The sequence below is a fragment of the Pseudomonas sp. FG35 genome, assembly GCF_057809295.1.
In genome coordinates, this window is record NZ_JBMDJR010000001.1 from 480352 (window position 1) to 503372 (window position 23021).

A 23021-nucleotide genomic window follows, 5' to 3' on the forward strand; every position below is an offset into this window, starting at 1 on the left:
AAAACAGTACTAAAGCAGTGAGAAAAATGGATCCATACCGCCGTTTTGGGGCAAACTCCCTGGTTTTCAACAGTTCGACAAGGCTGCCACATGTCCTCTCCGTCTTCGGTTGATGAGCAACGGTTCCGCAAACTCCTGAGCCGCAACGTCAGTTTGCCGTTGGGCGTCGGCGTCATCAGTGCCGTGTTCTTCGTTTCGCTGATCACCTATTTGTTGTCGGTTATCCAGTGGGTGGAGCACACCGACCGGGTGATCAATAACGCCAACGAAGCGGTGAAACTCACCGTGGATCTGGAAACCGGCATGCGCGGGTATCTGCTCAGCGGCGACGAGCATTTCCTCGATCCGTACGAGACGGCCAAGCCTCGCATTGCTGTGGCTCTGAATACCTTGCTCGAACTGACTGCCGACAATCCGGCTCAAACCGACCGCCTGCGTCGTCTTCAGGCGCTGCAAACCGAGTGGGCGACGTATGCGCAGTCGATGATCGATCTGCAACGCGCGAGCGGTGATTACAAGTCCGCGGTCAAAGCGGGGAAGGGCAAGCGCCTGACCGACGAAATACGTAAACAGTTCGAAGATGTAATTGAAACCGAACAGTTGCTGCGTGCTTCACGCAACGAAGACGTGCGCCGCACCACGATCTGGAGCATCAGCCTTTATCTGCTGTTTGTGGCCGGTATCAGCGGTCTGCTGGCCTATGTCGGTCGGCGCGATCTGGTCAACCTGTCGCAAAGCTATGGCGCGACCCTGGCGGCGCAAGAGGCCAGTGCAAAACGTCTGGAACAGCAAGCCTGGTTGCGCAACGGCCAGACCCAGCTCGCCGAACAAGTGCTGGGGCAACTGACGGTCAATCTGCTGGGGCGCAATATCCTGCAGTTCTGCGCCCAGTATCTCGGCAGCGCCGTGGCCGCGCTGTATGTACGCGAGGAACATGGCGGCCTCAAACGCGTGGCGACTTATGGCTTCTCCCGCGAACAGGAACAACAGAACCAATCGATCTACAGCGAAGAAGGTCTGGTCGGGCAGGTCGCTCAGCAGGCTCGGCTGATTCGTCTCGACTCGGTGCCGTCCGACTATTTCAAGGTCAGTTCGGGTCTGGGCGAGGGCCTGCCGCGCAGCGTGCTGGTAGTGCCGACCAGTGATGACGAGCGGGTCAACGGCGTGATCGAACTGGGCTTCCTGCGTCCGCTCACCGACCGTGATGTGGCGTTGCTGGAACTGATCGCCGGCAATATCGGCACGTCTATAGAAGCGGCGCGATACCGTCAGCGTTTGCAGGAAGTGCTGGCCGAAACCCAGCAACTCAACGAAGAGTTGCAGGTGCAGCAGGAAGAGCTGAAAACCGCCAACGAAGAGCTGGAAGAACAGTCGCGGATTCTCAAGGAATCCCAGGCGCATCTGGAAACCCAGCAAGTCGAGCTGGAGCAGACCAACGAACAATTGGCCGAACAGGCCCAGACCCTGGCCGAGCAGCGCGACGCCATGGATCAGAAGAACACCGAGCTCAATCAGGCGCAGGTGCAGCTCGAAGAACGCGCCGAAGAGTTGCAGCGTTCTAGCAAGTACAAATCCGAATTCCTCGCCAACATGTCCCACGAACTGCGCACGCCGCTGAACAGTTCGCTGATCCTGGCCAAGCTGCTGGCGGAAAACCCGCAGGAAAACCTCAGCGCCGAGCAGGTCAAGTTTGCCGAGTCGATCTATTCCGCCGGCAACGACCTGCTCAACCTGATCAACGACATTCTCGATATTTCCAAGGTGGAAGCCGGCAAGCTCGAAGTGATGCCGGAAAACACCAGTGTCGCGCGCCTGGCCGACGGTTTGCGCGGGATGTTCGAACCGCTGGCGGCAGTCAAGCAACTCGCATTCAGTGTCCAGTTGCAGCCCGATGCGCCGAGTACGCTGTTCACCGACCGCCAGCGTCTGGAACAGGTGATCAAGAACCTGCTGTCCAACGCCGTGAAATTCACCGAGCACGGCACCGTCAGCCTGACCATTGCCGGTCAGCCGGACGACCGCATTGCCTTCATCGTGCGCGATTCGGGTATCGGGATCGCGGCAGACCAGCAGGAAAGCATTTTCGAAGCCTTCCGCCAGGCCGACGGCACCACCAACCGCAAATACGGCGGCACTGGCTTGGGCCTGTCGATTTCCCGGGATCTGGCGACGCTGTTGGGCGGCTCGATCAGCGTCAGCAGCGCGCCGGGGCAGGGCAGTGTCTTCACCCTGGTGCTGCCGCAGCACTACCGCGAACCGGGCGACGCGCCTGTCGCGCCGCTAACGTTCAGCCCGCCAGCCGCCGCTCCGGTCATGGCATCCGCTGTAGCGGTTTCGCCGCTGGCCTCTGTCGAGATTCCGCGCTTCAACGATGACCGCGATAAAGCGCCGTTCAATACCCGCTGCATTCTGGTGGTGGAAGACGAACCGAATTTCGCCCATATCCTCTACGACCTCGCCCATGAACTGGGTTATCAGTGCCTGGTTGCCCACGGCGCCGATGAAGGCTATGACCTGGCGAAAGAGTTCGTGCCGGACGCGATCCTGCTGGACATGCGCCTGCCGGATCATTCGGGCCTGACCGTTCTGCAACGCCTGAAAGAACACGCCGGAACCCGCCACATCCCGGTGCACGTGATTTCCGTGGAAGACCGCGTCGAAGCGGCCATGCACATGGGCGCCATCGGTTACGCGGTCAAGCCGACTACCCGTGAAGAGCTCAAGGACGTGTTCGCCCGTCTTGAAGCGAAGCTCACCCAGAAGGTCAAACGCGTGCTGCTGGTCGAGGACGACGATCTGCAACGGGAAAGCATCGCTCGGCTGATCGGCGACGACGACATCGAAATCACCGCCGTCGGCCTGGCGCAGGACGCACTGGAGCTACTGCGCACGACGATCTTCGATTGCATGGTCATCGACCTGAAGCTGCCGGACATGCTTGGCAACGACCTGCTCAAACGCATGTCCACCGAGGACATCTGCTCGTTCCCGCCTGTCATCGTCTATACCGGGCGTAACCTGACCCGCGACGAAGAGGCCGACCTGCGCAAGTATTCGCGTTCGATCATCATCAAGGGCGCCCGCTCGCCAGAGCGTCTGCTGGACGAGGTCACACTCTTTCTGCACAAAGTCGAATCGCAGTTGTCCCATGAACGGCAGAAGATGCTCAAGACCGCCCGCAGTCGCGACAAGGTCTTCGAAGGCCGCAAAGTGCTGCTGGTGGACGACGATGTTCGCAACATCTTCGCCCTGACCAGTGCGCTGGAAACCAAGGGTGCAGTCGTGGTGATCGGCCGAAACGGTCGTGAAGCGATTGAAAAACTGAATGAAGTCGAGGACATCGACCTGGTGCTGATGGACGTGATGATGCCGGAAATGGATGGTTTCGAAGCCACCATGGAAATCCGCAAGGATCCGCGCTGGCGCAAGCTGCCGATCATCGCGGTGACGGCCAAGGCCATGAAGGACGATCAGGAGCGCTGCCTGCAGGCGGGCGCCAATGATTACCTGGCCAAGCCCATTGACCTGGATCGCCTGTTCTCGCTGATTCGCGTGTGGTTGCCGAAGATGGAACGCATTTAGTGGAACGTAGTAATCCCGTTGAACGAAACAGTGAAATCGAACTGCGGCTGTTGATTGAGGCAATTTATCTCAAGTACAGCTATGACTTTCGCGATTACTCCGGCGCCTCGATCAAGCGCCGGGTGCAACATGCGCTGAGCCAGTTCGAGTGCGCGACCATCTCGGCCCTGCAGGAGAAAGTCCTCCATGACCCGACGGCGTTCATGCAGTTGCTGCAATTGCTGACGATCCCGGTCAGCGAGATGTTCCGCGATCCGTCGCACTTCCTGGCGATCCGTCAGGAGGTGGTGCCGCTGCTCAAGACCTATCCGTCGATCAAGATCTGGATCGCCGGTTGCAGCACCGGCGAGGAGGTCTACTCGATGGCGATCCTGCTGCGTGAAGAAGGCCTGCTCGACCGCACGATCATCTATGCCACCGACATCAATCCGCGCTCGCTGGACAAGGCCAAGCAGGGGATCTTTTCGATGGAAAACGTGCGCGCCTACACCGCCAACTACCAGCAGGCCGGCGGCCAGCGCTCGTTCGCCGACTACTACACTGCTGCCTATGGCTACGCGATTTTCGACAAGAGCCTGTGCGAAAACGTGACCTTCGCCGATCACAGCCTGGCGACCGATAGTGTATTCTCCGAAACTCAATTAATTTCATGTCGTAACGTGTTGATTTACTTCAATAAAAAACTTCAGGATCGAGCGTTCGGATTGTTCCATGAGTCGTTGTGCCATCGTGGATTCCTGGTATTGGGCAGCAAGGAAACTTTGGATTTTTCCGGCTACTCCAACCAGTTCGAGCCGCTGGTGAAACAAGAACGGATCTACCGCAAATCATGAACAGTGCAGCGGATTTGCCTCGGGTCGAGGCGATTGTGGTCGGAGCTTCCGCCGGTGGCGTCGAGGCTTTGTTGACGATGCTCGGTTCCTTGAGGGCCGGGTTCGGACTGCCGATCATTATCGTGCTGCATCTGCCGGAAGAGCGCCGCAGTCAGCTCGCCGAGGTGTTTGCCCGGCGAGTGGCGCTGCCGGTGGCAGAAGCCATCGACAAGCAGGACATCACACCGGGCACCGTGTACTTCGCGACGCCGGGTTATCACCTGTCGGTGGAGCAGGACTTCAGCCTGTCGCTGAGCCTTGAAGACCGCCTGCATCATTCGCGGCCTTCGATCGACTTCCTGTTCGAATCCGCCGCCGATGCCTACGGGCCGGCGCTGGCCGCCGTGTTGCTGACCGGCGCCAACCACGATGGCGCGCGGGGCCTGGCGCAAGTCAAACGCCTGGGCGGCCTGACCATCGTGCAGGACCCCGACGAGGCGCAGGTCGCCACCATGCCTCGCGCGGCACTGAAAACGCATCAACCGGATTACATACTTCCCATACACGGCATCGGCCGTCTGCTTGTCGAGCTGGAACGAATCGCATGCTGAGTAATATCCAGGCAAAACTGCTGATCGTCGACGATCTGCCCGAGAACCTGCTGGCCCTCGAAGCGCTGATCAAACGCGAAGACCGCACCGTCTATAAAGCGTTATCGGCGGACGAAGCGCTGTCGCTGCTGCTGCAACACGAATTCGCCATGGCCATTCTCGACGTGCAGATGCCCGGCATGAACGGCTTCGAACTGGCCGAGCTGATGCGCGGCACCGAGAAAACCAAGAACATCCCGATCATCTTCGTCAGCGCTGCCGGCCGTGAACTCAATTACGCGTTCAAGGGCTATGAAAGCGGCGCGGTAGACTTCCTGCACAAACCGCTGGATATCCACGCGGTGAAGAGCAAGGTCAATGTCTTCGTCGACCTTTACCGCCAGAGCAAGGCGATGAAGCAACAGGTCGAAGCCCTCGAGCAGAGCCGCCGCGAACAGGAAGCGCTGTTGCTGCAACTGCAAAGCACCCAGGGCGAACTGGAGCAAGCGGTACGCATGCGCGACGATTTCATGTCGATCGTCGCCCACGAAGTGCGTACGCCGCTTAACGGCCTTATCCTCGAAACCCAACTGCGCAAGATGCACCTGGCTCGGGACAACGCCGCCGCGTTCACCCTCGACAAGATGCACGCCATGGTCGACCGCGACGAGCGCCAGATCAAAAGCCTGATCCGCTTGATCGAGGACATGCTCGACGTGTCGCGGATCCGCACCGGCAAGCTGTCGATCCGACCGAGTCGCTTCGACCTCGCGCAGCTGGTGGGCAGTCTGCTGGAGAATTTCGCCCAACAGATCGAGGCCGCCGAGACTGAGGTCAGTTTCACTGCCGCCGAACCGGTGGAAGGCCAGTGGGACGAATTCCGCATTGAGCAGGTGGTGTCGAACCTGCTGACCAACGCCTTGCGTTATGGCGGTAAAAGTCCGATCCAGGTACGGGTCTATCGCGAAGGCAATGAAGCCCGGGTTGAAGTTCAGGATCAGGGCATCGGCATCAGCGAGGAGAACCAGAAACGCATTTTTCAACAGTTCGAACGGGTTTCCGCCAAAACGGTGGTGGCCGGCCTCGGGCTGGGGCTGTTCATCTCCGAGCAGATCGTCGCCGCCCATGGCGGCTCCATCGTCGTCGAAAGCAAGATCAACGAGGGCGCCCTGTTTCGCGTTTGTCTGCCGCTCCAGGAAAACGGCAAAACAAACGCAACCTCTGAGTGACCACACGGTCGTATCAGCAGCTATTGACCGAACAAAGGCTTCCCATGAGCGTAGATGCACAAGATGTAGTACTCGTCGTCGAGGACGAACCGGTGATCCTGATGGTCCTGACCGATTATTTGTCAGGCCAGGGCTATCGCGTATTGCAGGCCGAAAACGGCGAGCAGGCGTTCGAGATTCTCGCGAGCAAGCCGCATCTGGACATGTTGATTACTGATTTCCGCCTGCCTGGCGGGATCTCCGGCGTGCAGATCGCCGAACCTGCCGTCAAATTGCGCCCTGATCTGAAGGTGATCTTCATCAGCGGCTATCCGCAGGAAATCCGTGAGACCGGCAGTCCGATCACTCGTCGTGCACCGATCCTGGAAAAACCGTTCGATCTGGATGTGTTGCAGGAGAAGATTCAGGAACTGCTGGCCTGAGATCCAGCTCTTAGCAGGCGTTTTCAGGGTTAGGCGTACATTCCTCTTCCGCCTGGTCTGCCGGGTTGAATGTAAAAGTGGCATTGCCTGAGGCGGAGGTTGGTAGTGTGATTTTGATGATTGGCTTAAACATTCCATTGGTTGCTTTGAAAAAATCGCGTTGGTCGTGTTGCGCGCCAGCCAAGCCAGTCGTGGTATAGAAAAACGCCAGAATGGGTAATTGATCGGGAATGTTTTGTGGCCACGTTTCTAAAACCAGTTCATTTTGCTCACCGAACCACTCGGGTCCCAGCATGTTTCTTGCGCGAATGGTCTGGTAAAACCGATCGGCAGCCGGCGTGGCTTTAACTACATTGAATCCGCATTGATAGGTGTGCGGATAACCGCCTGGAGCAGAGGCCCAATGAGCCATCCATTTTTCGGCAGTATCGATTCCGATAATCTCGCAGCTTCGGCTTTGATTGGGATGGTCTGGGTGGGCTCCACAGGGCGTTAGTCGACGCTGTGTCCAGCCATCGATAGGGAAACTGCAAAGAGGTTTCAACTGGATTTTGCCGGGTAAAGCTTCTGCGAGGGGTGCCACGATAAATCCGTTTGTCATTCCATAAGCAAGCCTCGAAAATTTTGAATCTTTGCGCAAGTAAGAGGCCGATACCCCTCCATTCCGTTGTGAAACGGGACTGGGATTCCATGAAAAGTAATTCGGAGAAGGGACAGTCCCTCTTATAACTACGCCAGAACAGTCGAATGCCGCCAGAGTTCCGCAGGTTGGGCTGTCATTCGAATAGTTGGCAGTTAGAGTCGCTGCGACTTGTGCGCCACTCTGCGAAGCGGTCAATGAAGTCTGACTGATACCCGCTCGATTTACTGACGTTTGCGGTGGGGCTTGTGTCTGTTCCAGGGTCTGACAAGACGCGATGGATAGCGTCATCAAAAGCACGAGCGCTTTTTTAAGCTCCATGTGTTCCTACCTCACAAGTTGGTCTTCAGGCCCAATGCCCAAACTCACCAGCCAAGCAGCGAGAGACCTTCTTGAAGTGGATTTCAACATCATGAATAGATGTCGAATAGCTGTCAGAGTTGACAGGTTTCGAGCATGCAAAAGCGGCCTATGCTTCGCAGTTGGCCGCTTATGGGAAGTTACCGTCTGTCAGGGAGGACAAGGAGCAAAGCGTCACCCGCGAATCATCTCCCGCACCTTCGCCGTCAGCAGGTCGAACGTGAACGGCTTGGTGATCATCTGCATGCCCGGGTCGAGGAACCCGCCGCGCACTGCCGCGTGTTCGGCATAACCTGTGATGAACAGGACCTTCAGGTCTGGCCGGTATTGCCGGCCGATTTCCGCCAGTTGCCGACCGTTCATGCCCGGCAGACCGACGTCGCTGATCAGCAGGTCGATGCGCTGCTCCGAATCCAGAATCGGCACGGCACCGTCGGCATCGCTGGCTTCGACAAATCCGTAACCCAATTCACTCAATACCGCACTGACCAGCACGCGCACGGCCGGGTCGTCTTCGACGATCAAGACGGTTTCGCCTTCCACGGCGTCGGGCGCCTGTTCCATGTCCGTCGGTGCGTGAGGCAGCGATTCGCCCTGGAAACGCGGCAGATAGAGTTTGACCGTGGTGCCCTCATCGATCTTGCTGTCGATCGACACATGCCCCCCGGATTGCTTGCTGAAACCATAGATCATCGACAGGCCCAGGCCTGTACCCTGGCCGATCGGCTTGGTGGTGAAAAACGGGTCGAACGCGCGATTGATCACACTTTCGGGCATGCCGCAGCCGTTGTCCGTCACGCTCAAAACGACATAATCGCCGGGTTCCAGGTTGCTGTAAGCGTCGGTGAAATCCCGCTCAAGCACCTGATTTCCGGTCTCGACCACCAGGTTGCCGCCATCGGGCATCGCGTCACGCGCGTTGATCACCAGGTTGAGCAGGGCGCTTTCCAGTTGATTCGGATCCGCCTCGGCCACCCACAATTCTTTATGCAGGCGCATGTCCAGCTGAACGCTTTCGTTGAGGCTGCGCTGCAGGAGTTCACCCATCGATTGCACCAGATCGTTCATCTGTACGGCTTTGGAATCCAGCGATTGGCGACGGGAAAACGCCAGCAGACGATGGGTCAGACCGGCGGCGCGGTTGGCCGAAGTCACTCCGAGATCGATCAGGCTGTCGAGATCGTCAAGCCGGCCACGAGCCAGTCGCCGACGCAGCAGTTCGAGACTGCCGATGATGCCGGTCAGCATGTTGTTGAAGTCGTGGGCGATACCGCCGGTGAGTTGACCGACCGCTTCCATCTTTTGTGACTGACGAAGAGCTTCTTCGTTGTGCCGCAGTTGCGCCGTGCGTTCCTCGACTTGTTGCTCGAGGGTTTCGAGGGTTGATTGCAGGCGCCGCTCGCTATTGCTCAGGTCGATCAGGCGATCGCGGGCCTCGTATTGTCGTCGTCGCCCTCGCAGGGCCGTGGAGATCAGGCTGACCAAGGTCACCGGATGGAAAGGGCGCTCAAGAAACGTCACGTTGCCCAGTAATTTGCTGAGCTGAGACGAGGGGCCCTGTCCTGAGCCGCCATGGTGTGTCAGTAGCACAATCGGCAGGTCTGACCAGGCGGGCTGTTGATCGAGATATGACAGCAGGGATTCCAGCTCCGGGCCACGCAGGGCCTCGGCGGCGATTAGCAGTAACCCGGCGCCGGGTTCAAGTTCGGCACAGAGCGTAGCCAGATCGGGCGTGATCAGACCACCGTAGCCGGCCTCGTTGAGGATCATCAGCGCAACCTGGCTGTCGCGCCCCAGGGGCGCAAGGATCAGTGCTCGTTCCGACAGCGGCACGGTGACGGTCACAAGTTGTCATCCTTGAGCAGCGGATTACTCGCGCCGAGGTAAGTAGGCACGCCGCGCAGTACGCCCTGGAAGGCGTCCAGCGGTTCACCGATGGTCATGCCACGCTTGGAAATACGGTACTCGCGAATGGTTGATTCGTGGCTGCCGGTGCGTTTCTTGATAATCGAAATTGCCCTGCGAACCTTGCCGAGGGCTTCGAAATAACGCAGCAGAATCACAGTGTCGGCGAGGTAAGTGATGTCGACCGGGGCCTGCATGTCGCCCACCAGTCCATGCTGGGCGACGGTCATGAACGTCGCGGCGCCCTTGCGGTTCAGGTACAGCAACAGTTCATGCATGTGCAGCACCAGGGCGTTCTCTTCCGGCATCGCGGCCTGATAGCCGTTGATGCTGTCGATCACCACGGTCTTGATGTCACCTTCATCGACGCAGCGTCGAACCCGGTGAGAGAACTCGCCGGGGGACAATTCGGCGGCGTCCACCTGTTCGATCAGCAGATTGCCGGTGGCCTGCAACGCCTTCAGGTCAATGCCGATGTTGTTCATGCGCTCAAACAGCAAGCCCAGCTCTTCGTCGAAAATGAACAGGGCGGCCTTTTCTCCACGGGCCACGGCCGCCGCCGCGAAAATCATCGTGATCAAGGATTTGCCCGTGCCCGCCGGTCCGAGAATCAGCGTGCTGGAGCCGGTCTCGATACCGCCACCGAGCAAGGCGTCCATTTCCTTGATACCGCTGGACAGTTGCAGCCGTGGGTAATCACCGCGGTGCTCCGCCGCCACCAGACGCGGGAAGACGTGCACGCCATCGCCCATGATGGTGAAGTCATGGAAGCCGCCACGGTATTTCTGGCCACGGTACTTGATCACCCGCACGCGACGACGTTCAGCGCCATAGTTGGGGGTCAGTTCTTCAAGGCGGATCACGCCGTGGGCGACACTGTGAACGGTTTTGTCGAGGGATTCGGTGGTCAGGTCATCCAACAGCAGTACCGTGGCGTCGTAACGCACGAAGTAATGCTTGATCGCCAGGATCTGTCGACGGTAGCGCAGGGAGCTTTGCGCCAGCAGGCGAATTTCCGACAGGCTGTCCAGCACGACCCGGGTGGGCTTGAAGCGCTCGACCACTTCGAAAATCTGCTTGGTTGCCTCGCCCAGCTCAAGATCCGAGGAGTACAGCAGGCTCTGATGATGCTCGGCGTTCAACAGACTTTCCGGGGGCGTCAGCTCGAAAATTTCGATGTTTTCGTTCAGTTCCCAACCGTGGGAAGCCGCGCCCTGGCGCAATTCGCGCTCGGTTTCGGACAACGTGATGTACAACGAACGTTCGCCGGCACGGGCGCCGGCCAGCAGAAAATGCAACGCGACTGTGGTTTTACCGGTTCCAGGCTCGCCCTCCAGCAAGAAAACGTGACTGCGGGACAGACCACCGGCGAGGATATCGTCCAACCCTTCGATGCCGGTGGCGGCTTTTGCACTGATCAACGCGTTCGATGTAGACAAAAAATGCCCTCTCATGACTAGGGGAAACGAGGCAGCGGGCGCCGGACGCCGTTTTGCACTGCCTGATTACTTGACCTTTTGCCGAGACGGCGGTTCCGAGTTTCTTGCAGGTTGCGTCGAGAAGGTCGCTAGAGACCTTGCTGCAACGAGGGATCGTCAGGGTTCATCTGTTCGAGCTGGGCCAGCAGAATCTGTACGTTCTGCAACTGACCGCTTTCTTTCCAGTATTTGATCAGCAATACCCGCGCCCTGCGGTCGGCAGGGTGGCGCTGGACGATTTCCTGCAACTGCTTTTGCGCCGCTTCCAGTTCTTCGGCGCTGTGCAGGGTGGTGGCGAGGTCGTAGCGATAGTCTTTGTTGTCGGGCTCCAGTTCCACGGCTTTGGACAAGCCGAGCAGGGCATATTCGCGTTGATCGTGGTGCAGCAGCCAGAGGCCCAGCGCATGCTGCAGATAAGCCGAATCGGGCTGGGCCTTCAATTGTCGGGCGAGCAGTTGCCGTGCGGCGTCGCTTTGGCCCTGACGATCAAGCACTTCGATCTGCATCACCAGCGCCGGCAGGTTGCCGGGATCGAGACGCAGGGTTTGCTCCAGCGCTTGCTGTGCCTGTTTCAGTTCGGCGTTGTGTAGGTACAGGCGCGCCAGTTGAGCGTAATTGGCGGCGCTTTCCGGCTGGCTCTTGAGCGCTTGCTCCCACACGTCGATGCCTTGCTGGAGCGGGGCGAAATACAGGCCCAGCTGATCCGGCGACAAGCCGAGCAGGGCGTTGATCGCAGCAAAGCGTACGGTCTGGTCCTCATCGTCGAGCAACGGGCCCAGCAGCAGGCTGCGCTGACCGCCCGGCACCAGGCCGGTCACGCTTTTTATTGCCGCCAGCCGGACCTCCGGCGATTGGTTTTGCAGATCGGCATCCGCCAGTTTCAGGGCCTGGGGGCTCGGGTAATTGGGTAACTCCGCATGCAGCCAGACGCGACGTTTGACCGACAGGTCCGGACGTCCCAGTTGCTGGTACAAAACCCGCGCGGCACCCGGCTGGCCGGCGCGAGCAGCGGCCAGCGCTTCACTGTAACCATGCTTGATCGCTTCCGGCACTACGGGCGCGGTACTGCGCAATGACAGCCAGGCCACAAAGAGGGCCAGCACAAGGCCGAGGCTGATGAGCAAATAGCGGCGAGACTGAGGCATGCGAATTTCCGAAACTTTCGTTTTGTAGCGGAGGTCGCAAGCTTCTGTCAGCTCGCGCCGTGAGTCAAACTCTCTGCCCGATATGACCTACTACAAGCGTTGAATCGACCTACAGCCCGTGTCCACCCTGTTAGCCGTCATGCCCTCCATGCAGTGTCTACGCTTGCAGAAGTTGTTTCGAAGAGGCTACCCATGCAATCCCTGCTTATTTATTTCAAGGCGGTGATCCACCCCAGCCAGGCAGTGCTGCTGTTTGGTTTGCGCACGATTGCCGCCGGATTGCTGACGTTGTACCTGGCGTTCCTGTTCGATCTGGACCAGCCGAAGTGGTCGATCATGGCCGTGGTGATCATCAGCCAGCCCTTGGCCGGGATGGCGCTGGCTCGCAGCTTCGGACAAATCATCGGAACGACCCTCGGCGCGATGGTGGCGGTGCTGCTGATGGCGATCTTTCCCCAGGCACCGTTGCCATTCATCACGACCCTGGCGCTGTGGCTGGCCCTGTGCACGGCCGGCGGCACGTTATTGCGCTACACCAGTTCCCAGGCGTTCGTGCTCAGCGGGTACACCGCCGTAGTGGTGGCGCTGCTGGCGATTCCGGATCAGGACGGCACCTTTTTGCTGGCGGTGACCCGGGTCACCGAAACCTTGCTGGCGGTGGCATGCGTTTGCGTGGTCAGCCTGCTGACGGCTCGGCCGGAGGCGGTATCGCGCAACTATTTCGCGAAGGTCGATCAGGTGATCAGACTGGTCGCCAGCCATTCAGCCGCGGTGCTTCGAACCGAAGAAAGCGAAGCGGACTTTCAGCGCCGGCAAATGCAGCTGCTGGGGGAAATCAGCGCTCTTGAAGGGCTGCGCCGGCACTTGTATTTCGATGCTCCGCGTCTGCGCAGCGCCAACAATCTGGTTTTGTTACTCGGCAATCAACTGATGCTGCTGACTTCGCGCCTCACCGCGTTGCGTCACCAGCGGGAATTGCTTACCGAGCGCTGGGAGGGCGATCTGCCGCTGGACATCCAGCAATTGCGCGCCGAGGAGCTGGCACTTCTTGATCAGCTCGCACAGCAAGGGCGATCATTGCCGGCCGAGGTGCGGCACCAGTTCGTCGCGCTGCAACAGCAATTCGAAGCGCTGGCCTACAAGGCCGAACAACTGACGGAAGACATGAGCGCAACCCTGCGCTCGCTGGCCTGGGCGCTGCGCTGGGAACAGGCGCGGCTGTTGCAGCAGCTGGAGCAGATTCTCGAACTGAGCGACGCGATACAGGAAGGGCGGGAGGCCAGCTGCATGTTCCGTGGCCAGTCCAGCCCCTTGCACCTGGATTTCACCCTCGCAACGATGAACGCCATTCGCGCCTTCAGCGCGTTGCTGGTAGCCGGGCTGATCTGGATCGAAACCGCGTGGGACGGCGCGCGGGGCGGGATGATTCTGGTGGGGATCCTGTGTTCGTTGATGGCGACGTTTCCGCGCCCATTGATCGCCGCGCAAAGTTACGCCCGAGGGCTGGGACTGGCCTTGGTGGTGTCGGCCTTCTATCAGTTCATGCTGGTTCCGGCGATCAGTGATTTCGAGATGCTGGCCTTGCTGCTTGCGCCTTTGCTGTATGTGATCGCAGTCGGACTGTCCAGCCCGGCCACCGCCGGTATCGGCATGGGACTGGGGCTGTCGAGTTTCCTGATGCTGGGACCGCAGAACGTCGGCACCGGACAGAACACCGCCATTCAATGGTTCGAATTTGCCGGCGCCTACGTCAGTGCGGCGATACTGGCTCTGATCGTCTACGCCTGGATCTTCCCGTTCCGCCCGGCCTTTCGAATCAGGCGCTTTTATAACGAGGCGCGGGAGCAGGTCTATCAACTGACAAAAAGCCCGGCTACCGACGAACAGCAATTCGCCTTCGAAAGTCGCATGGTCGATCGCCTGACCTCGATGCTGGGGGTGTTGCCAGCCGCCAATGATCGGGACATGCAGCGTTTGTATGAAATCAGTCTCGCCTGTGTAGCGCTGGGCGTGGCCATGCACCAGCTCAGGCAACAGGCACAGAACAATACTCTGCTCACTGACGCATTCGTTCGGCAGCTGTCGACGGCATTGCGTCAGACCGGTCGTTTTGTCGCCGGCCGACCAGATGTGCGCCTGACACCGTTACTGACTACGCTGCAAGCGCTCGGCGATGATCTGGATGCCTTGCATGTCGCCACCCATGAGCACTTGTGGTCGGTCTTTCGCATGCGTGTGGCCCTGTTGATCGTGGTGTCGTTTCTGGAACGACATGGCGAGCATTTGCAGCCCGACAATTCTGAAGGAGAGCCCGTCCTTGCCCATTGATTTCGAGATTGGCGGCGTCTACCTGCCTCCCATTGCCCAGGCCCTGTTAATGGCCATACCGGTTTTTCTGGTGCTCGACTGGGGTTTGCGCCGGCTTGGCGTCCTGCGTTTTGTCTGGCACGAGGCGCTGTTCGAAGGCGCCTTGTACGCCTGTGTATGCGCCGCACTGATTTTGCTGATGGGAGCCTGAAATCTTGAAGACGTTGCTCACTCGATTGACGACATTGGCGGTGGTGCTGCTGGCAATCGTGCTTGGCTGGTTCGCCTGGGAACATTACACCCGGGCCCCGTGGACGCGGGATGCGCGGGTGAGGGCGGATGTGGTGACGCTGTCGGCGGATGTTTCGGGTCGCATCGTCACGCTCGCCGTGCAGGACAACCAGCATGTCGACAAGGGGCAGTTGCTGCTGGAGATCGACCCGGCTCGCTACAGCCTGGCCGTCGAGCATGCGAAACGCTCGGTGGAGGTCTCGAAGGCCACGCTTGGGCAGTCACAAGCAGCCATTGTCGCCAGCGAGGCATTGCTCAAACAACGCCAGAGCGAAGAACGTCGGCGACGAACGCTCAAGCAAGGGTTCGCGATTTCCGGGGAGGAATGGGAGAAGTCCAGTACCGACGTGGCCGTGGCCCAGGCGGATCTGTTGCGCAATCAGGCGAATCTCGGTCTGGCCGAAGCCAACGTGCAACTGGCGATTGCTGCATTGACCCAGGCTGAACTGGATCTGCAACGTACCCGAGTCGAAGCGCCGGTCAGCGGATATGTCACCAATTTGTTGACCCGTCAGGGGGATTACGCGGTGGCCGGCAGTGCCTTGCTGGCGCTGGTGGACAGCAGCTCCTTTTATGTCAGCGGCTATTTCGAAGAAACCAAGTTGCCAAGAATCGAGGAGGGTGACCGGGTGCGGATCGAATTGATGAGCGGGGAAAAATTCGGCGGCACCGTGCAGAGCATCGCCTTCGCCATTGCTGACCGGGAAAACGCGCCGGGCAGTCGATTGCTGGCCAACATCAACCCCAGCTACACCTGGGTAAAACTGGCGCAACGAGTACCGGTGCGGATCGGTATCGATCCCGATTATTCAGGCAAGGACCGACTGAGAGCCGGCACCACAGCGACAGTTACGGTGCTGGAAAACCCTGAAAGACAGGCGCAAAAAAGCCCCGCGACCGAATGATACGCGGGGCAAAAAATTTGGTTGGTTGCGGCCAACCAAAGGAGCTCTTTAAAAACTGTTACTTGCTGGCGACCGTCTCTGGCTGCCAGCCACCACCAAGAGCCTTGTAGATCGCGACGATGCCGCGGTACAGATCCACTTCGGCCTGGGCCTGGCTGTCTTCGGCGTTCAGGCGTTCACGCTGGGCGTCGAGCAGCACCAGGAAATCGGTGGTGCCTTCGCGGTAGCGAATCTCGGCGAGGTCGGCAGCCTTGCGGCTCGATTCGCTTTGACGGATCAGCGAAATCAGACGTTGCTGACGTTTGCCGTAATCACTGAAGGCGTTTTCCGACTCTTCCAGTGCCAGCAACACTTGCTGCTCGTAGGTCGCCAGTGCGCCTTCGGCATCGGCATCGGCGCCGCGCAGACGGGCCCGCACGCTACCGAGGTCGAACGCTGCCCAGGTAATGCTCGGGCCCAGCGCCCAGGCGTTGGCCGCCGAAGAACCGATCTGCGAGCCACGTCCGGCCGTCCAGCCGAGGAAACCGCTGAGGCTGACCCGAGGAAACAGGTCGGCCTTGGCCACACCGATACGCGCCGTGGCCGAAGCCAGTTTGCGTTCGGCGCTGAGGATGTCCGGACGACGTTGCAGCAGTTCGCCCGGATCACCGATCGGCAAGGCCTTGGCAATCGCCGGCAGGTCTTTCGGGCTCAAGTCGACGGTCAGTTTGTCCGGACGTTCACCCAGCAGGGTGGCGATGCGGTTTTTCTGCCGGGCCTGTTCCGCCTGCAATTGCGGCACGCTGGCTTCGACCGACGCCAGACGAGCATCGGCACGTTCGACATCGAGCTGATCGCCAACGCCGGCGTCACGCAGGCTGATGGTGATCTTGCGCGACTCCTGCTGGTTGTTCAGGTTGGCCAGGGCGATCTTTTCCCGCAATTGAGCGCCGCGCAGTTGACCGTAAGCGTCTACCAGTTCGGCAATCATGGTGACTTGCAGTTGGTACAGATCGGCTTCAGCCGCTTGCTGGTCGGCGTCGCTGGCTTCCAGATTGCGCTGGATGCGTCCGAACAGGTCCAGCTCCCACGCCATGTCCAGGCCCAGGTCATAGCGTTCACTGTTGACCCGTTTGGTGGTCTGGCCCGGAATCTGACCTTTGGCCAGATCGCTGCTGGCGCGGCTGGTGATGGTCGGCATCGCATCGTTGCTGACGTCGTCGCGGATCGCCCGGGCGGCTTTCCAGCGGGCGAACGCCACGCGCAGTTCACGGTTGCCTTGCAGCGATTGGGTCACCAACTGGTTGAGAGTCGGATCGTCGAACTGCTGCCACCAGATGCCTTCGAATTTCGAACGGTCGAAGTTCTTCTGGCCGGCGGCGCCGTCGGTGGCGGACGTTATGTTCGCCGCCTCCGTTGTCGGGGTCTTGTAGTCAGGGCCGACGGCGCAGGCACTCAGGGCCAGCACCAGCAGGCTCGGCAGAAAGACTTTCAGACTCATGGGTGCGCCTCCAGTGGCTTTTGAAGATTTTGCGCCTTGGCCGCTTTGCGCGCTTCACTGCGCTCCACGAAGTTGCGGATCAGCACATAGAAGACAGGGGTCAGCAGCAGACCGAAGAAGGTCACACCGAGCATCCCGGAGAACACCGCCACACCCATGGCATGACGCATCTCGGCACCGGCACCGCTGGAGAACACCAGTGGCACAACACCCATGATGAACGCGAACGAGGTCATCAGGATCGGCCGCAGACGCAGACGGCAGGCTTCCAGTACAGCAGCCAGCGGATCCAGGCCTTCCTGCTGTTTGTCCTTGGCAAACTCGACGATCAGAATCGCGTTCTTACACGCCAGGCCCACCAGTACGATCAGACCGATCTGGGTGAAGATGTTGTTGTCGCCGCCAGAGATGATCACACCGGTGATGGCCGACAGCAGGGTCATCGGTACGATCAGGATCACTGCCAGTGGCAGGCTCCAGCTTTCGTATTGCGCCGCGAGTACCAGGAACGCCAGCAATACGCAGAGCGGGAATACGAACAGCGCAGTGTTGCCGGACAGAATCTGCTGGTAGGTCAGGTCGGTCCACTCGTAGGTCATGCCGTTCGGAAGTTCATCCTTGAGCAGTTTCTCGATGGCTTTTTCGGCCTGGCCGGAGCTGTAGCCCGGGGCTGCCGCACCGTTGATTTCAGCGGTGATGAAGCCGTTGTAGTGCATCACGCGATCCGGGCCCGAGGTGTCGCTGACCTTGATGAAGGTCGCCAGCGGGATCATTTCGCCCTTGTTGTTGCGTACTTTCAGCTGGCCGATCTGGTCGGATTCAAGACGGAACTGCTGCTCTGCCTGAACGTTGACCTGATAGGTACGACCGAAGCGGTTGAAGTCGTTGGCATACAGCGAACCCAGGTAGATCTGCAGGGTGTCGAAGATGTCGCTGACGGCCACGCCGTGGGTCTTGGCTTTTTCGCGGTCGATGGCGGCATCGACCTGCGGCACGTTCACGGTGTAGCTGGTGAACAGGTTGGCCAGTTCCGGAACGTTATGGCTCTTGGCAATAATGTTCATGGTTTCCTTGTACAGCTCTTCGTAGCCCAGGTTACCCCGGTCTTCGATTTGCAGGCGGAAACCACCGATGGTGCCCAGACCCTGTACCGGCGGCGGCGGGAAGATCGCCATGTAGGCTTCCTGAATCCCGGCGTACTGGCCGTTCAAGGCACCGGCAATCGCACCGGCGGACATGCTCGGGTCTTTACGCTCGTCGAACGGTTTCAGGGTCACGAACACGATGCCGGCGTTCGGGCTGTTGGTGAAACCGTTGATCGACAGGCCCGGGAACGCTACGGCACTTTCCACGCCTGGCTGCTTCAGTGCCAGGTCGGACATGCGCTTGATCACGTCTTCAGTGCGGTCCAGGCTCGCGGCGTCCGGCAGTTGCGCGAAGGCCACCAGGTATTGCTTGTCCTGGCCGGGTACGAAACCGGTCGGTGTGCTGGAGAAACCGAAGAAGGTCAGCACCATCAGGCCTGCGTACAGGAAGAGGGCGATGCCGCTGCCACGGATGACCCGGCGTACGGTGCCGACGTAGCCATGACTGGCACGGTCGAAGAAACGGTTGAACGGACGGAACAGCCAGCCACCGAAGATCTTGTCCAGCACTCGCGAGAAGCGGTCTTTCGGGGCGTCATGACCTTTGAGCAACACAGCGGCCAGTGCTGGCGACAGGGTCAGCGAGTTGAACGCCGAGATCACGGTCGAGATCGCGATGGTCAGTGCGAACTGCTTGTAGAACTGACCGGTCAGGCCCGAGATGAATGCCGCCGGTACGAACACCGCACACAGCACCAGCGCCGTGGCAATGATCGGGCCGGTTACTTCACCCATGGCCTTTTTAGTCGCATCGAAGGGGTTGAGCCCCAGTTCAATGTTCCGCTCGACGTTCTCCACCACCACGATGGCGTCGTCCACCACGATACCGATCGCCAGTACCAGACCGAACAGCGACAGGGCGTTGAGCGAGAAGCCGAACAGGTGCATCACTGCAAACGTACCGATCAACGATACCGGCACCGCCACCAACGGAATGATCGAGGCGCGCCAGGTCTGCAGAAACAGGATTACCACCAGAACCACGAGAATCAGTGCTTCGAAGAGAGTGTGAACCACCGCCTCGATAGAGCCGCGTACGAAGATTGTCGGGTCATAGACGATGCTGTAGTCCATGCCTTGCGGGAAGCCTTTCTTCAACTCTTCCATCTTCGCCCGAACGTCGTTCGAAATATCGATGGCGTTGGAGCCTGGGCGCTGGAAGATCGGGATCGCTACGGCCGGCTGGTTGTTCAGCAACGAACGCAGGGCGTACTGGCTGGAACCGAGTTCAACGCGAGCGATGTCCTTCAGGCGAGTGATTTCACCATCCTCGCCTGCACGAATGACGATGTTCTCGAACTCTTCCTCGGTGACCAGGCGGCCTTGAGTGTTGATCGACAGCTGGAAGCTTTGCGCAGTCGGGGCAGGAGGAGCACCCAGTTGACCGGCGGCAACCTGACGGTTCTGTTCGCGAATCGCGGTCACCACATCGGTCGCGGTCAGATTACGCGAAGCGGTCTTGTTCGGATCGAGCCATACACGCAGCGAGTAGTCGCCCATACCGAACAGCTGCACGTCACCCACACCACCGAGGCGAGCAAGCTCATCCTTGATGTTGAGGATCGCGTAGTTGGACAGGTACAGCATGTCGTAGCGTTTGTCCGGCGAGGTCAAGTGCACAACCATGGTCAGGTCGGGCGACGCCTTGTCGACGGTGATACCGATGCGCGTCACTTCCTCGGGAAGTTTCGGCTCGGTCCGGGTCACGCGGTTCTGTACCTGCACCTGCGCGTTGTCCAGGTCAGTGCCCAGGGCGAAGGTGATGGTCAGGGTGATCTTGCCGTCAGCGGTGGATTGCGAGGACATGTACAGCATGTTCTCGACGCCGGTGATGGCCTGCTCCAATGGAGCGGCCACGGTTTCACCGATGACTTTTGGGTTGGCGCCCGGGAAGTTGGCACGCACCACCACGGTCGGTGGCACGACTTCCGGGTATTCGCTGATCGGCAACTGGAACAGCGAAATCGCACCGGCGATCAGGATCAACAGCGAAAGCACCGCTGCGAAGATCGGCCGTGAAATGAAGAATTGGGAAAAATTCATCGGAGTTGTCGTCCCTTAACCGCGTGGGGTCGCAGCAGCCAGTTTCACAACCGAACCCGGCGCGCCTTTGGCAGGTGCGACTTTAGGCAGGTTGCTGGCTTCCAGCGCTTGTCGTTGTTGAGCGAGAGCGGCAATGGTTTGCTCGCTGGCCATCGGGATCACTTCAGGCGAAACCGGGGAGCCAGGGCGAACCCGTTGCAGACCCTTGACGACGATCGTGTCGTCCTTGTTCAGGCCGCTGCGCACGATACGCAGCCCTTCGATCTTCGGACCGAGTTCAACGGCGCGGTAGGCGGTCTTGTTGTCGCCATCCATCACCAGCACGAACTTCTTGCCGAGGTCGGTACCGACCGCTTCGTCGTTGATCAGCATGGCGTTGTAGGTGCCGCTGCCGACCAGTTTCAGGCGTGCGTACAGACCCGGGGTGTAGCTGCCGTCGCTGTTGTCGAACACCGCGCGACCACGGATGGTGCCGGTCTTCGGGTTGACCTGGTTGTCGATAAAGTTCATCTGGCCCAGGTGCGGGTTGCCGTCTTCATTGGACAGGCCCATGTACACCGGGGTGGTCGCGCCGCGCTGACCCTGACGGGCGAGTTGGGTGTATTTGAGGAATACACGCTCGTCGGCGTCGAAGTAGGCGTAGACCTTGTCGGTGGACACCACGCTGGTCAGCGGGGTGGTATCGGCAGTCACCAGGTTACCGGCGGTGATCTCGGCACGGCTGACGCGGCCGCTGATTGGCGCGGTGACGCGGGTGAAGCTCAGGTTGAGTTTGGCCAGATCCAGTTGCGCTTGCAGGGCGCCGACAGCGGCGCGTGCTTCCTGTGCAGCGCTGGTGCGCGAGTCGGCCAGTTCAGCGGAGATGGCGTTGCTGGCACGCAGGCGTTCGCCTCGGCCGGCTTCGTTTTCACTGCGGGTGGCGTTGGCGCGGGCCTGGGCAACCAGAGCTTCGAGGCGGCGGACCTCAGCCTGGAACGGACGCGGGTCGATCTGGAACAGCAGGTCGCCTTTCTTGACCAGCGCACCTTCGGTGAAGGCGACTTCGTCGATCTGGCCGGAGACCCGCGGACGGATTTCAACGGTTTCCGGCGCCTCGAGGCGCCCGGTGAATTCGTCCCACTCGTTGACCGGTTGTTCCAGCACCTTGGCCACACTGACTTTGGCAGCGGGCATGGTGGCGGCAGTTTCCGGAGTCTTGCCGCACGCGCTCATCACCAGCACGGCCAACAGAGCCAACGGGAAGCGCAAATGTTTGAGTGATTGTTCCATGGATGCATCCGCCAATGTATTGAAGATGGGCGGATGATGCTCGGCGGGTAGGTAGCAAACGAATCGAATGACACGAAGGTAACTATCATTCGGAATGATATAAACCCGAGGGAAGCCCTCTAGCATGCACCTTTCGTTAGGAGGCTATCAATCGATTCGATGACAATTCTGTGTTGCGTGATCGGCAACTGTCGCAGGCGAAATTGCGCGGTGAGGATTATGCGGCGATTAAATGTTCCGCTGAAGTTATCGAGCCTCGACATCCTTCACGCTTAGCGATCCCCCAACGCCGATATTTGCGTACTGCGCAGATAGCGTGCGGGTGGGCTTCCCAATGTTTTGCGAAACATACTGATGAAAGAGCTGACTGATTCGTAGCCCAGCACTTCCGCGGTTCTTTGCACGGATTGCCCCTCGGCCAGGCTTTGCAGCGCGACGATGATTTGCCATTGCTTGCGCCACTGGCCAAAGGTGAGCCCCGTTTCGGCTTTTATCAGTCGGGCCAGCGAGCGTTCGCTCATCGCCACCTTTTGTGCCCAACTGGCCATGGTGGCGCGGTCTGCGGGGGCTTGAGCCAAGGCCCGAGCGATCGTGCGCAGTGGTCTGGAGGCGGGCAGCGGCAGGTAAAGCTGTTCGGTCGGTGCCACTTCAAGCTCTTCAAGCAGCACACCGGCCAGCCGCGAGGTACGCGAGTCAGCGGGGTAATCCTGCGCCTGATCGCTCAGGTGCAGGATCAACTGCAGAATCAGCGGCGACAGCGCCAATGTGCAGCAGTGATCGGGCAATGAGGCGGCGCCGGGTTCGACGAACAGAAAACACACCTGACCGTTGGCCGTTACGCGGTTGCTGTGGGAAATACCGCCGGGAATCCAGACACCGAAACCTGAAGGGACCATCCACACACCATTTTCGCCCGTGCAGACAATGCCGCCGCGGTAAGCCACGACCAATTGTCCTTTACGGTGCTTGTGTTCGGCGGACTCACTGTCGTTGCGCTGGGGGGCGAGCATCAGCGCGACGGCATGCTGCGCGAGGTTGTCGTACTCGAACTGATCGACAGGCAAAGGGTGGAGTTCGGTCATGGCGAGCTCGCAGGTTGTCCGATTTTGATTATATTTTGGCAGTCTACTCAATATCGGCAAGCACAGTGATTCCATAGCATTTTCAACACGCCCGATACCGCGGGGCGAACGCTGAAATATGGAACCGAGTACTTGCCATGCTTAATGAAGTCTCTATTGCCAATCTCTACTTTCCTCCTTTCTTCATATACCTCGGTGTGGCGTTCCTGGCCTACACAGGCATTGAACGTCTGACTCGACGTTGGCTGGACAGCGCCTGGCATCCCGCGCTGGCACGCTTCTTCGTTTCGCTCATCGTCCTTTCAGCGCTGGTTGTCCATTACTGAGCGAGGTTCG

The 23021-nt window shown here is 59.5% G+C and carries 17 protein-coding genes; 9 read left to right on the forward strand and 8 right to left on the reverse strand.

Features of this window, described 5'->3' with window-relative positions:
* Window positions 1-90: 90 nt before the first annotated feature.
* From ACODTD_RS02155 to ACODTD_RS02175, 5 genes are read left to right on the forward strand one after another with little or no spacing between them, the layout of a single operon-like run.
* Complete coding sequence (locus ACODTD_RS02155; protein ID WP_011334060.1) at window positions 91-3582, forward strand: response regulator; 3492 nt, start codon at window positions 91-93, stop codon at window positions 3580-3582.
* Window positions 3582-4415 (forward strand): CheR family methyltransferase, encoded by an 834-nt coding sequence (locus ACODTD_RS02160; protein ID WP_085603817.1) that lies wholly within the window; start codon window positions 3582-3584, stop codon window positions 4413-4415. Before ACODTD_RS02155 ends, ACODTD_RS02160 begins: the two co-directional genes overlap by 1 nt.
* The gene (locus ACODTD_RS02165; protein WP_011334062.1) at window positions 4412-5005 is read left to right on the forward strand and encodes a chemotaxis protein CheB; all 594 of its coding nucleotides are present in this window, start codon (window positions 4412-4414) and stop codon (window positions 5003-5005) included. Before ACODTD_RS02160 ends, ACODTD_RS02165 begins: the two co-directional genes overlap by 4 nt.
* Window positions 4999-6213, forward strand: a complete 1215-nt coding sequence (locus tag ACODTD_RS02170; protein ID WP_011334063.1) for a hybrid sensor histidine kinase/response regulator — start codon at window positions 4999-5001, stop codon at window positions 6211-6213. The genes ACODTD_RS02165 and ACODTD_RS02170 overlap by 7 nt, the downstream gene beginning before the upstream one ends.
* 44 nt (window positions 6214-6257) lie before the next feature.
* Entirely contained in the window at window positions 6258-6635 is a 378-nt protein-coding gene (locus ACODTD_RS02175; protein ID WP_007954537.1) for a response regulator, read from the forward strand.
* Window positions 6636-6645: 10 nt separating this feature from the next.
* On the opposite strand, the gene ACODTD_RS02180 is transcribed toward ACODTD_RS02175, so the two are convergent.
* The 4 genes from ACODTD_RS02180 to ACODTD_RS02195 form a co-directional block, all read right to left on the reverse strand.
* Complete coding sequence (locus tag ACODTD_RS02180; RefSeq protein WP_011334064.1) at window positions 6646-7596, reverse strand: hypothetical protein; 951 nt, start codon at window positions 7594-7596, stop codon at window positions 6646-6648.
* 213 nt (window positions 7597-7809) lie between these two features.
* A complete protein-coding gene (locus ACODTD_RS02185) occupies window positions 7810-9480 on the reverse strand; it encodes an ATP-binding protein (RefSeq protein WP_011334065.1) in 1671 nt (556 codons plus the stop codon).
* Window positions 9477-10979 (reverse strand): ATPase domain-containing protein, encoded by a 1503-nt coding sequence (locus ACODTD_RS02190; RefSeq protein WP_041475266.1) that lies wholly within the window; start codon window positions 10977-10979, stop codon window positions 9477-9479. Before ACODTD_RS02190 ends, ACODTD_RS02185 begins: the two co-directional genes overlap by 4 nt.
* Before the next feature lie 128 nt (window positions 10980-11107).
* Entirely contained in the window at window positions 11108-12163 is a 1056-nt protein-coding gene (locus tag ACODTD_RS02195) for a HEAT repeat domain-containing protein (protein WP_489104382.1), read from the reverse strand.
* Between the two features lie 192 nt (window positions 12164-12355).
* Between ACODTD_RS02195 and ACODTD_RS02200 the strand changes: the two genes are divergently transcribed.
* Genes ACODTD_RS02200 through ACODTD_RS02210 form a run of 3 tightly spaced genes read left to right on the forward strand, consistent with a single transcriptional unit; the run spans window position 12356 to window position 15666 of the window.
* A complete protein-coding gene (locus tag ACODTD_RS02200; RefSeq protein WP_011334068.1) occupies window positions 12356-14491 on the forward strand; it encodes an FUSC family protein in 2136 nt (711 codons plus the stop codon).
* Entirely contained in the window at window positions 14481-14681 is a 201-nt protein-coding gene (locus ACODTD_RS02205) for a DUF1656 domain-containing protein (RefSeq protein WP_041475267.1), read from the forward strand. The genes ACODTD_RS02200 and ACODTD_RS02205 overlap by 11 nt, the downstream gene beginning before the upstream one ends.
* Window positions 14682-14685: 4 nt before the next feature.
* Complete coding sequence (locus tag ACODTD_RS02210) at window positions 14686-15666, forward strand: HlyD family secretion protein (protein ID WP_011334069.1); 981 nt, start codon at window positions 14686-14688, stop codon at window positions 15664-15666.
* A gap of 58 nt (window positions 15667-15724) precedes the next feature.
* On the opposite strand, the gene ACODTD_RS02215 is transcribed toward ACODTD_RS02210, so the two are convergent.
* The 4 genes from ACODTD_RS02215 to ACODTD_RS02230 all read right to left on the reverse strand — a co-directional run bounded on the left by ACODTD_RS02215 (window position 15725) and on the right by ACODTD_RS02230 (window position 22685).
* Entirely contained in the window at window positions 15725-17146 is a 1422-nt protein-coding gene (locus ACODTD_RS02215; protein WP_011334070.1) for an efflux transporter outer membrane subunit, read from the reverse strand.
* Window positions 17143-20334: an efflux RND transporter permease subunit gene (locus ACODTD_RS02220; RefSeq protein WP_201818385.1), complete on the reverse strand. Its 3192-nt coding sequence runs from the start codon at window positions 20332-20334 to the stop codon at window positions 17143-17145. The genes ACODTD_RS02215 and ACODTD_RS02220 overlap by 4 nt, the downstream gene beginning before the upstream one ends.
* Window positions 20335-20349: 15 nt before the next feature.
* Window positions 20350-21603 carry a multidrug efflux RND transporter periplasmic adaptor subunit MexE gene (gene mexE / locus ACODTD_RS02225; RefSeq protein ID WP_011334072.1) on the reverse strand — a complete coding sequence of 418 codons (1254 nt, stop codon included), beginning with the start codon at window positions 21601-21603 and terminating at the stop codon, window positions 20350-20352.
* A gap of 272 nt (window positions 21604-21875) precedes the next feature.
* Entirely contained in the window at window positions 21876-22685 is an 810-nt protein-coding gene (locus ACODTD_RS02230) for an AraC family transcriptional regulator (RefSeq protein ID WP_285356101.1), read from the reverse strand.
* Between the two features lie 137 nt (window positions 22686-22822).
* Here ACODTD_RS02230 and ACODTD_RS02235 point away from each other — a divergent pair, with 137 nt between their 5' ends.
* Window positions 22823-23011 carry a DUF1656 domain-containing protein gene (locus ACODTD_RS02235; RefSeq protein WP_285355731.1) on the forward strand — a complete coding sequence of 63 codons (189 nt, stop codon included), beginning with the start codon at window positions 22823-22825 and terminating at the stop codon, window positions 23009-23011.
* The last annotated feature ends 10 nt before the right edge of the window (window positions 23012-23021 follow it).

Excerpts from the sequence above, each read along its gene's own strand:
- ACODTD_RS02195 (WP_489104382.1), bottom strand. The coding sequence starts at position 12,163 with ATGCCTCAGTCTCGCCGCTATTTGCTCATCAGCCTCGGCCTTGTGCTG.
- ACODTD_RS02165 (WP_011334062.1), top strand. The coding sequence starts at position 4,412 with ATGAACAGTGCAGCGGATTTGCCTCGGGTCGAGGCGATTGTGGTCGGA.
- ACODTD_RS02230 (WP_285356101.1), bottom strand. The coding sequence starts at position 22,685 with ATGACCGAACTCCACCCTTTGCCTGTCGATCAGTTCGAGTACGACAAC.
- ACODTD_RS02175 (WP_007954537.1), top strand. The coding sequence starts at position 6,258 with ATGAGCGTAGATGCACAAGATGTAGTACTCGTCGTCGAGGACGAACCG.
- mexE (WP_011334072.1), bottom strand. The coding sequence starts at position 21,603 with ATGGAACAATCACTCAAACATTTGCGCTTCCCGTTGGCTCTGTTGGCC.
- ACODTD_RS02170 (WP_011334063.1), top strand. The coding sequence starts at position 4,999 with ATGCTGAGTAATATCCAGGCAAAACTGCTGATCGTCGACGATCTGCCC.
- ACODTD_RS02220 (WP_201818385.1), bottom strand. The coding sequence starts at position 20,334 with ATGAATTTTTCCCAATTCTTCATTTCACGGCCGATCTTCGCAGCGGTG.
- ACODTD_RS02155 (WP_011334060.1), top strand. The coding sequence starts at position 91 with ATGTCCTCTCCGTCTTCGGTTGATGAGCAACGGTTCCGCAAACTCCTG.
- ACODTD_RS02235 (WP_285355731.1), top strand. The coding sequence starts at position 22,823 with ATGCTTAATGAAGTCTCTATTGCCAATCTCTACTTTCCTCCTTTCTTC.
- ACODTD_RS02215 (WP_011334070.1), bottom strand. The coding sequence starts at position 17,146 with ATGAGTCTGAAAGTCTTTCTGCCGAGCCTGCTGGTGCTGGCCCTGAGT.
- ACODTD_RS02180 (WP_011334064.1), bottom strand. The coding sequence starts at position 7,596 with ATGGAGCTTAAAAAAGCGCTCGTGCTTTTGATGACGCTATCCATCGCG.
- ACODTD_RS02200 (WP_011334068.1), top strand. The coding sequence starts at position 12,356 with ATGCAATCCCTGCTTATTTATTTCAAGGCGGTGATCCACCCCAGCCAG.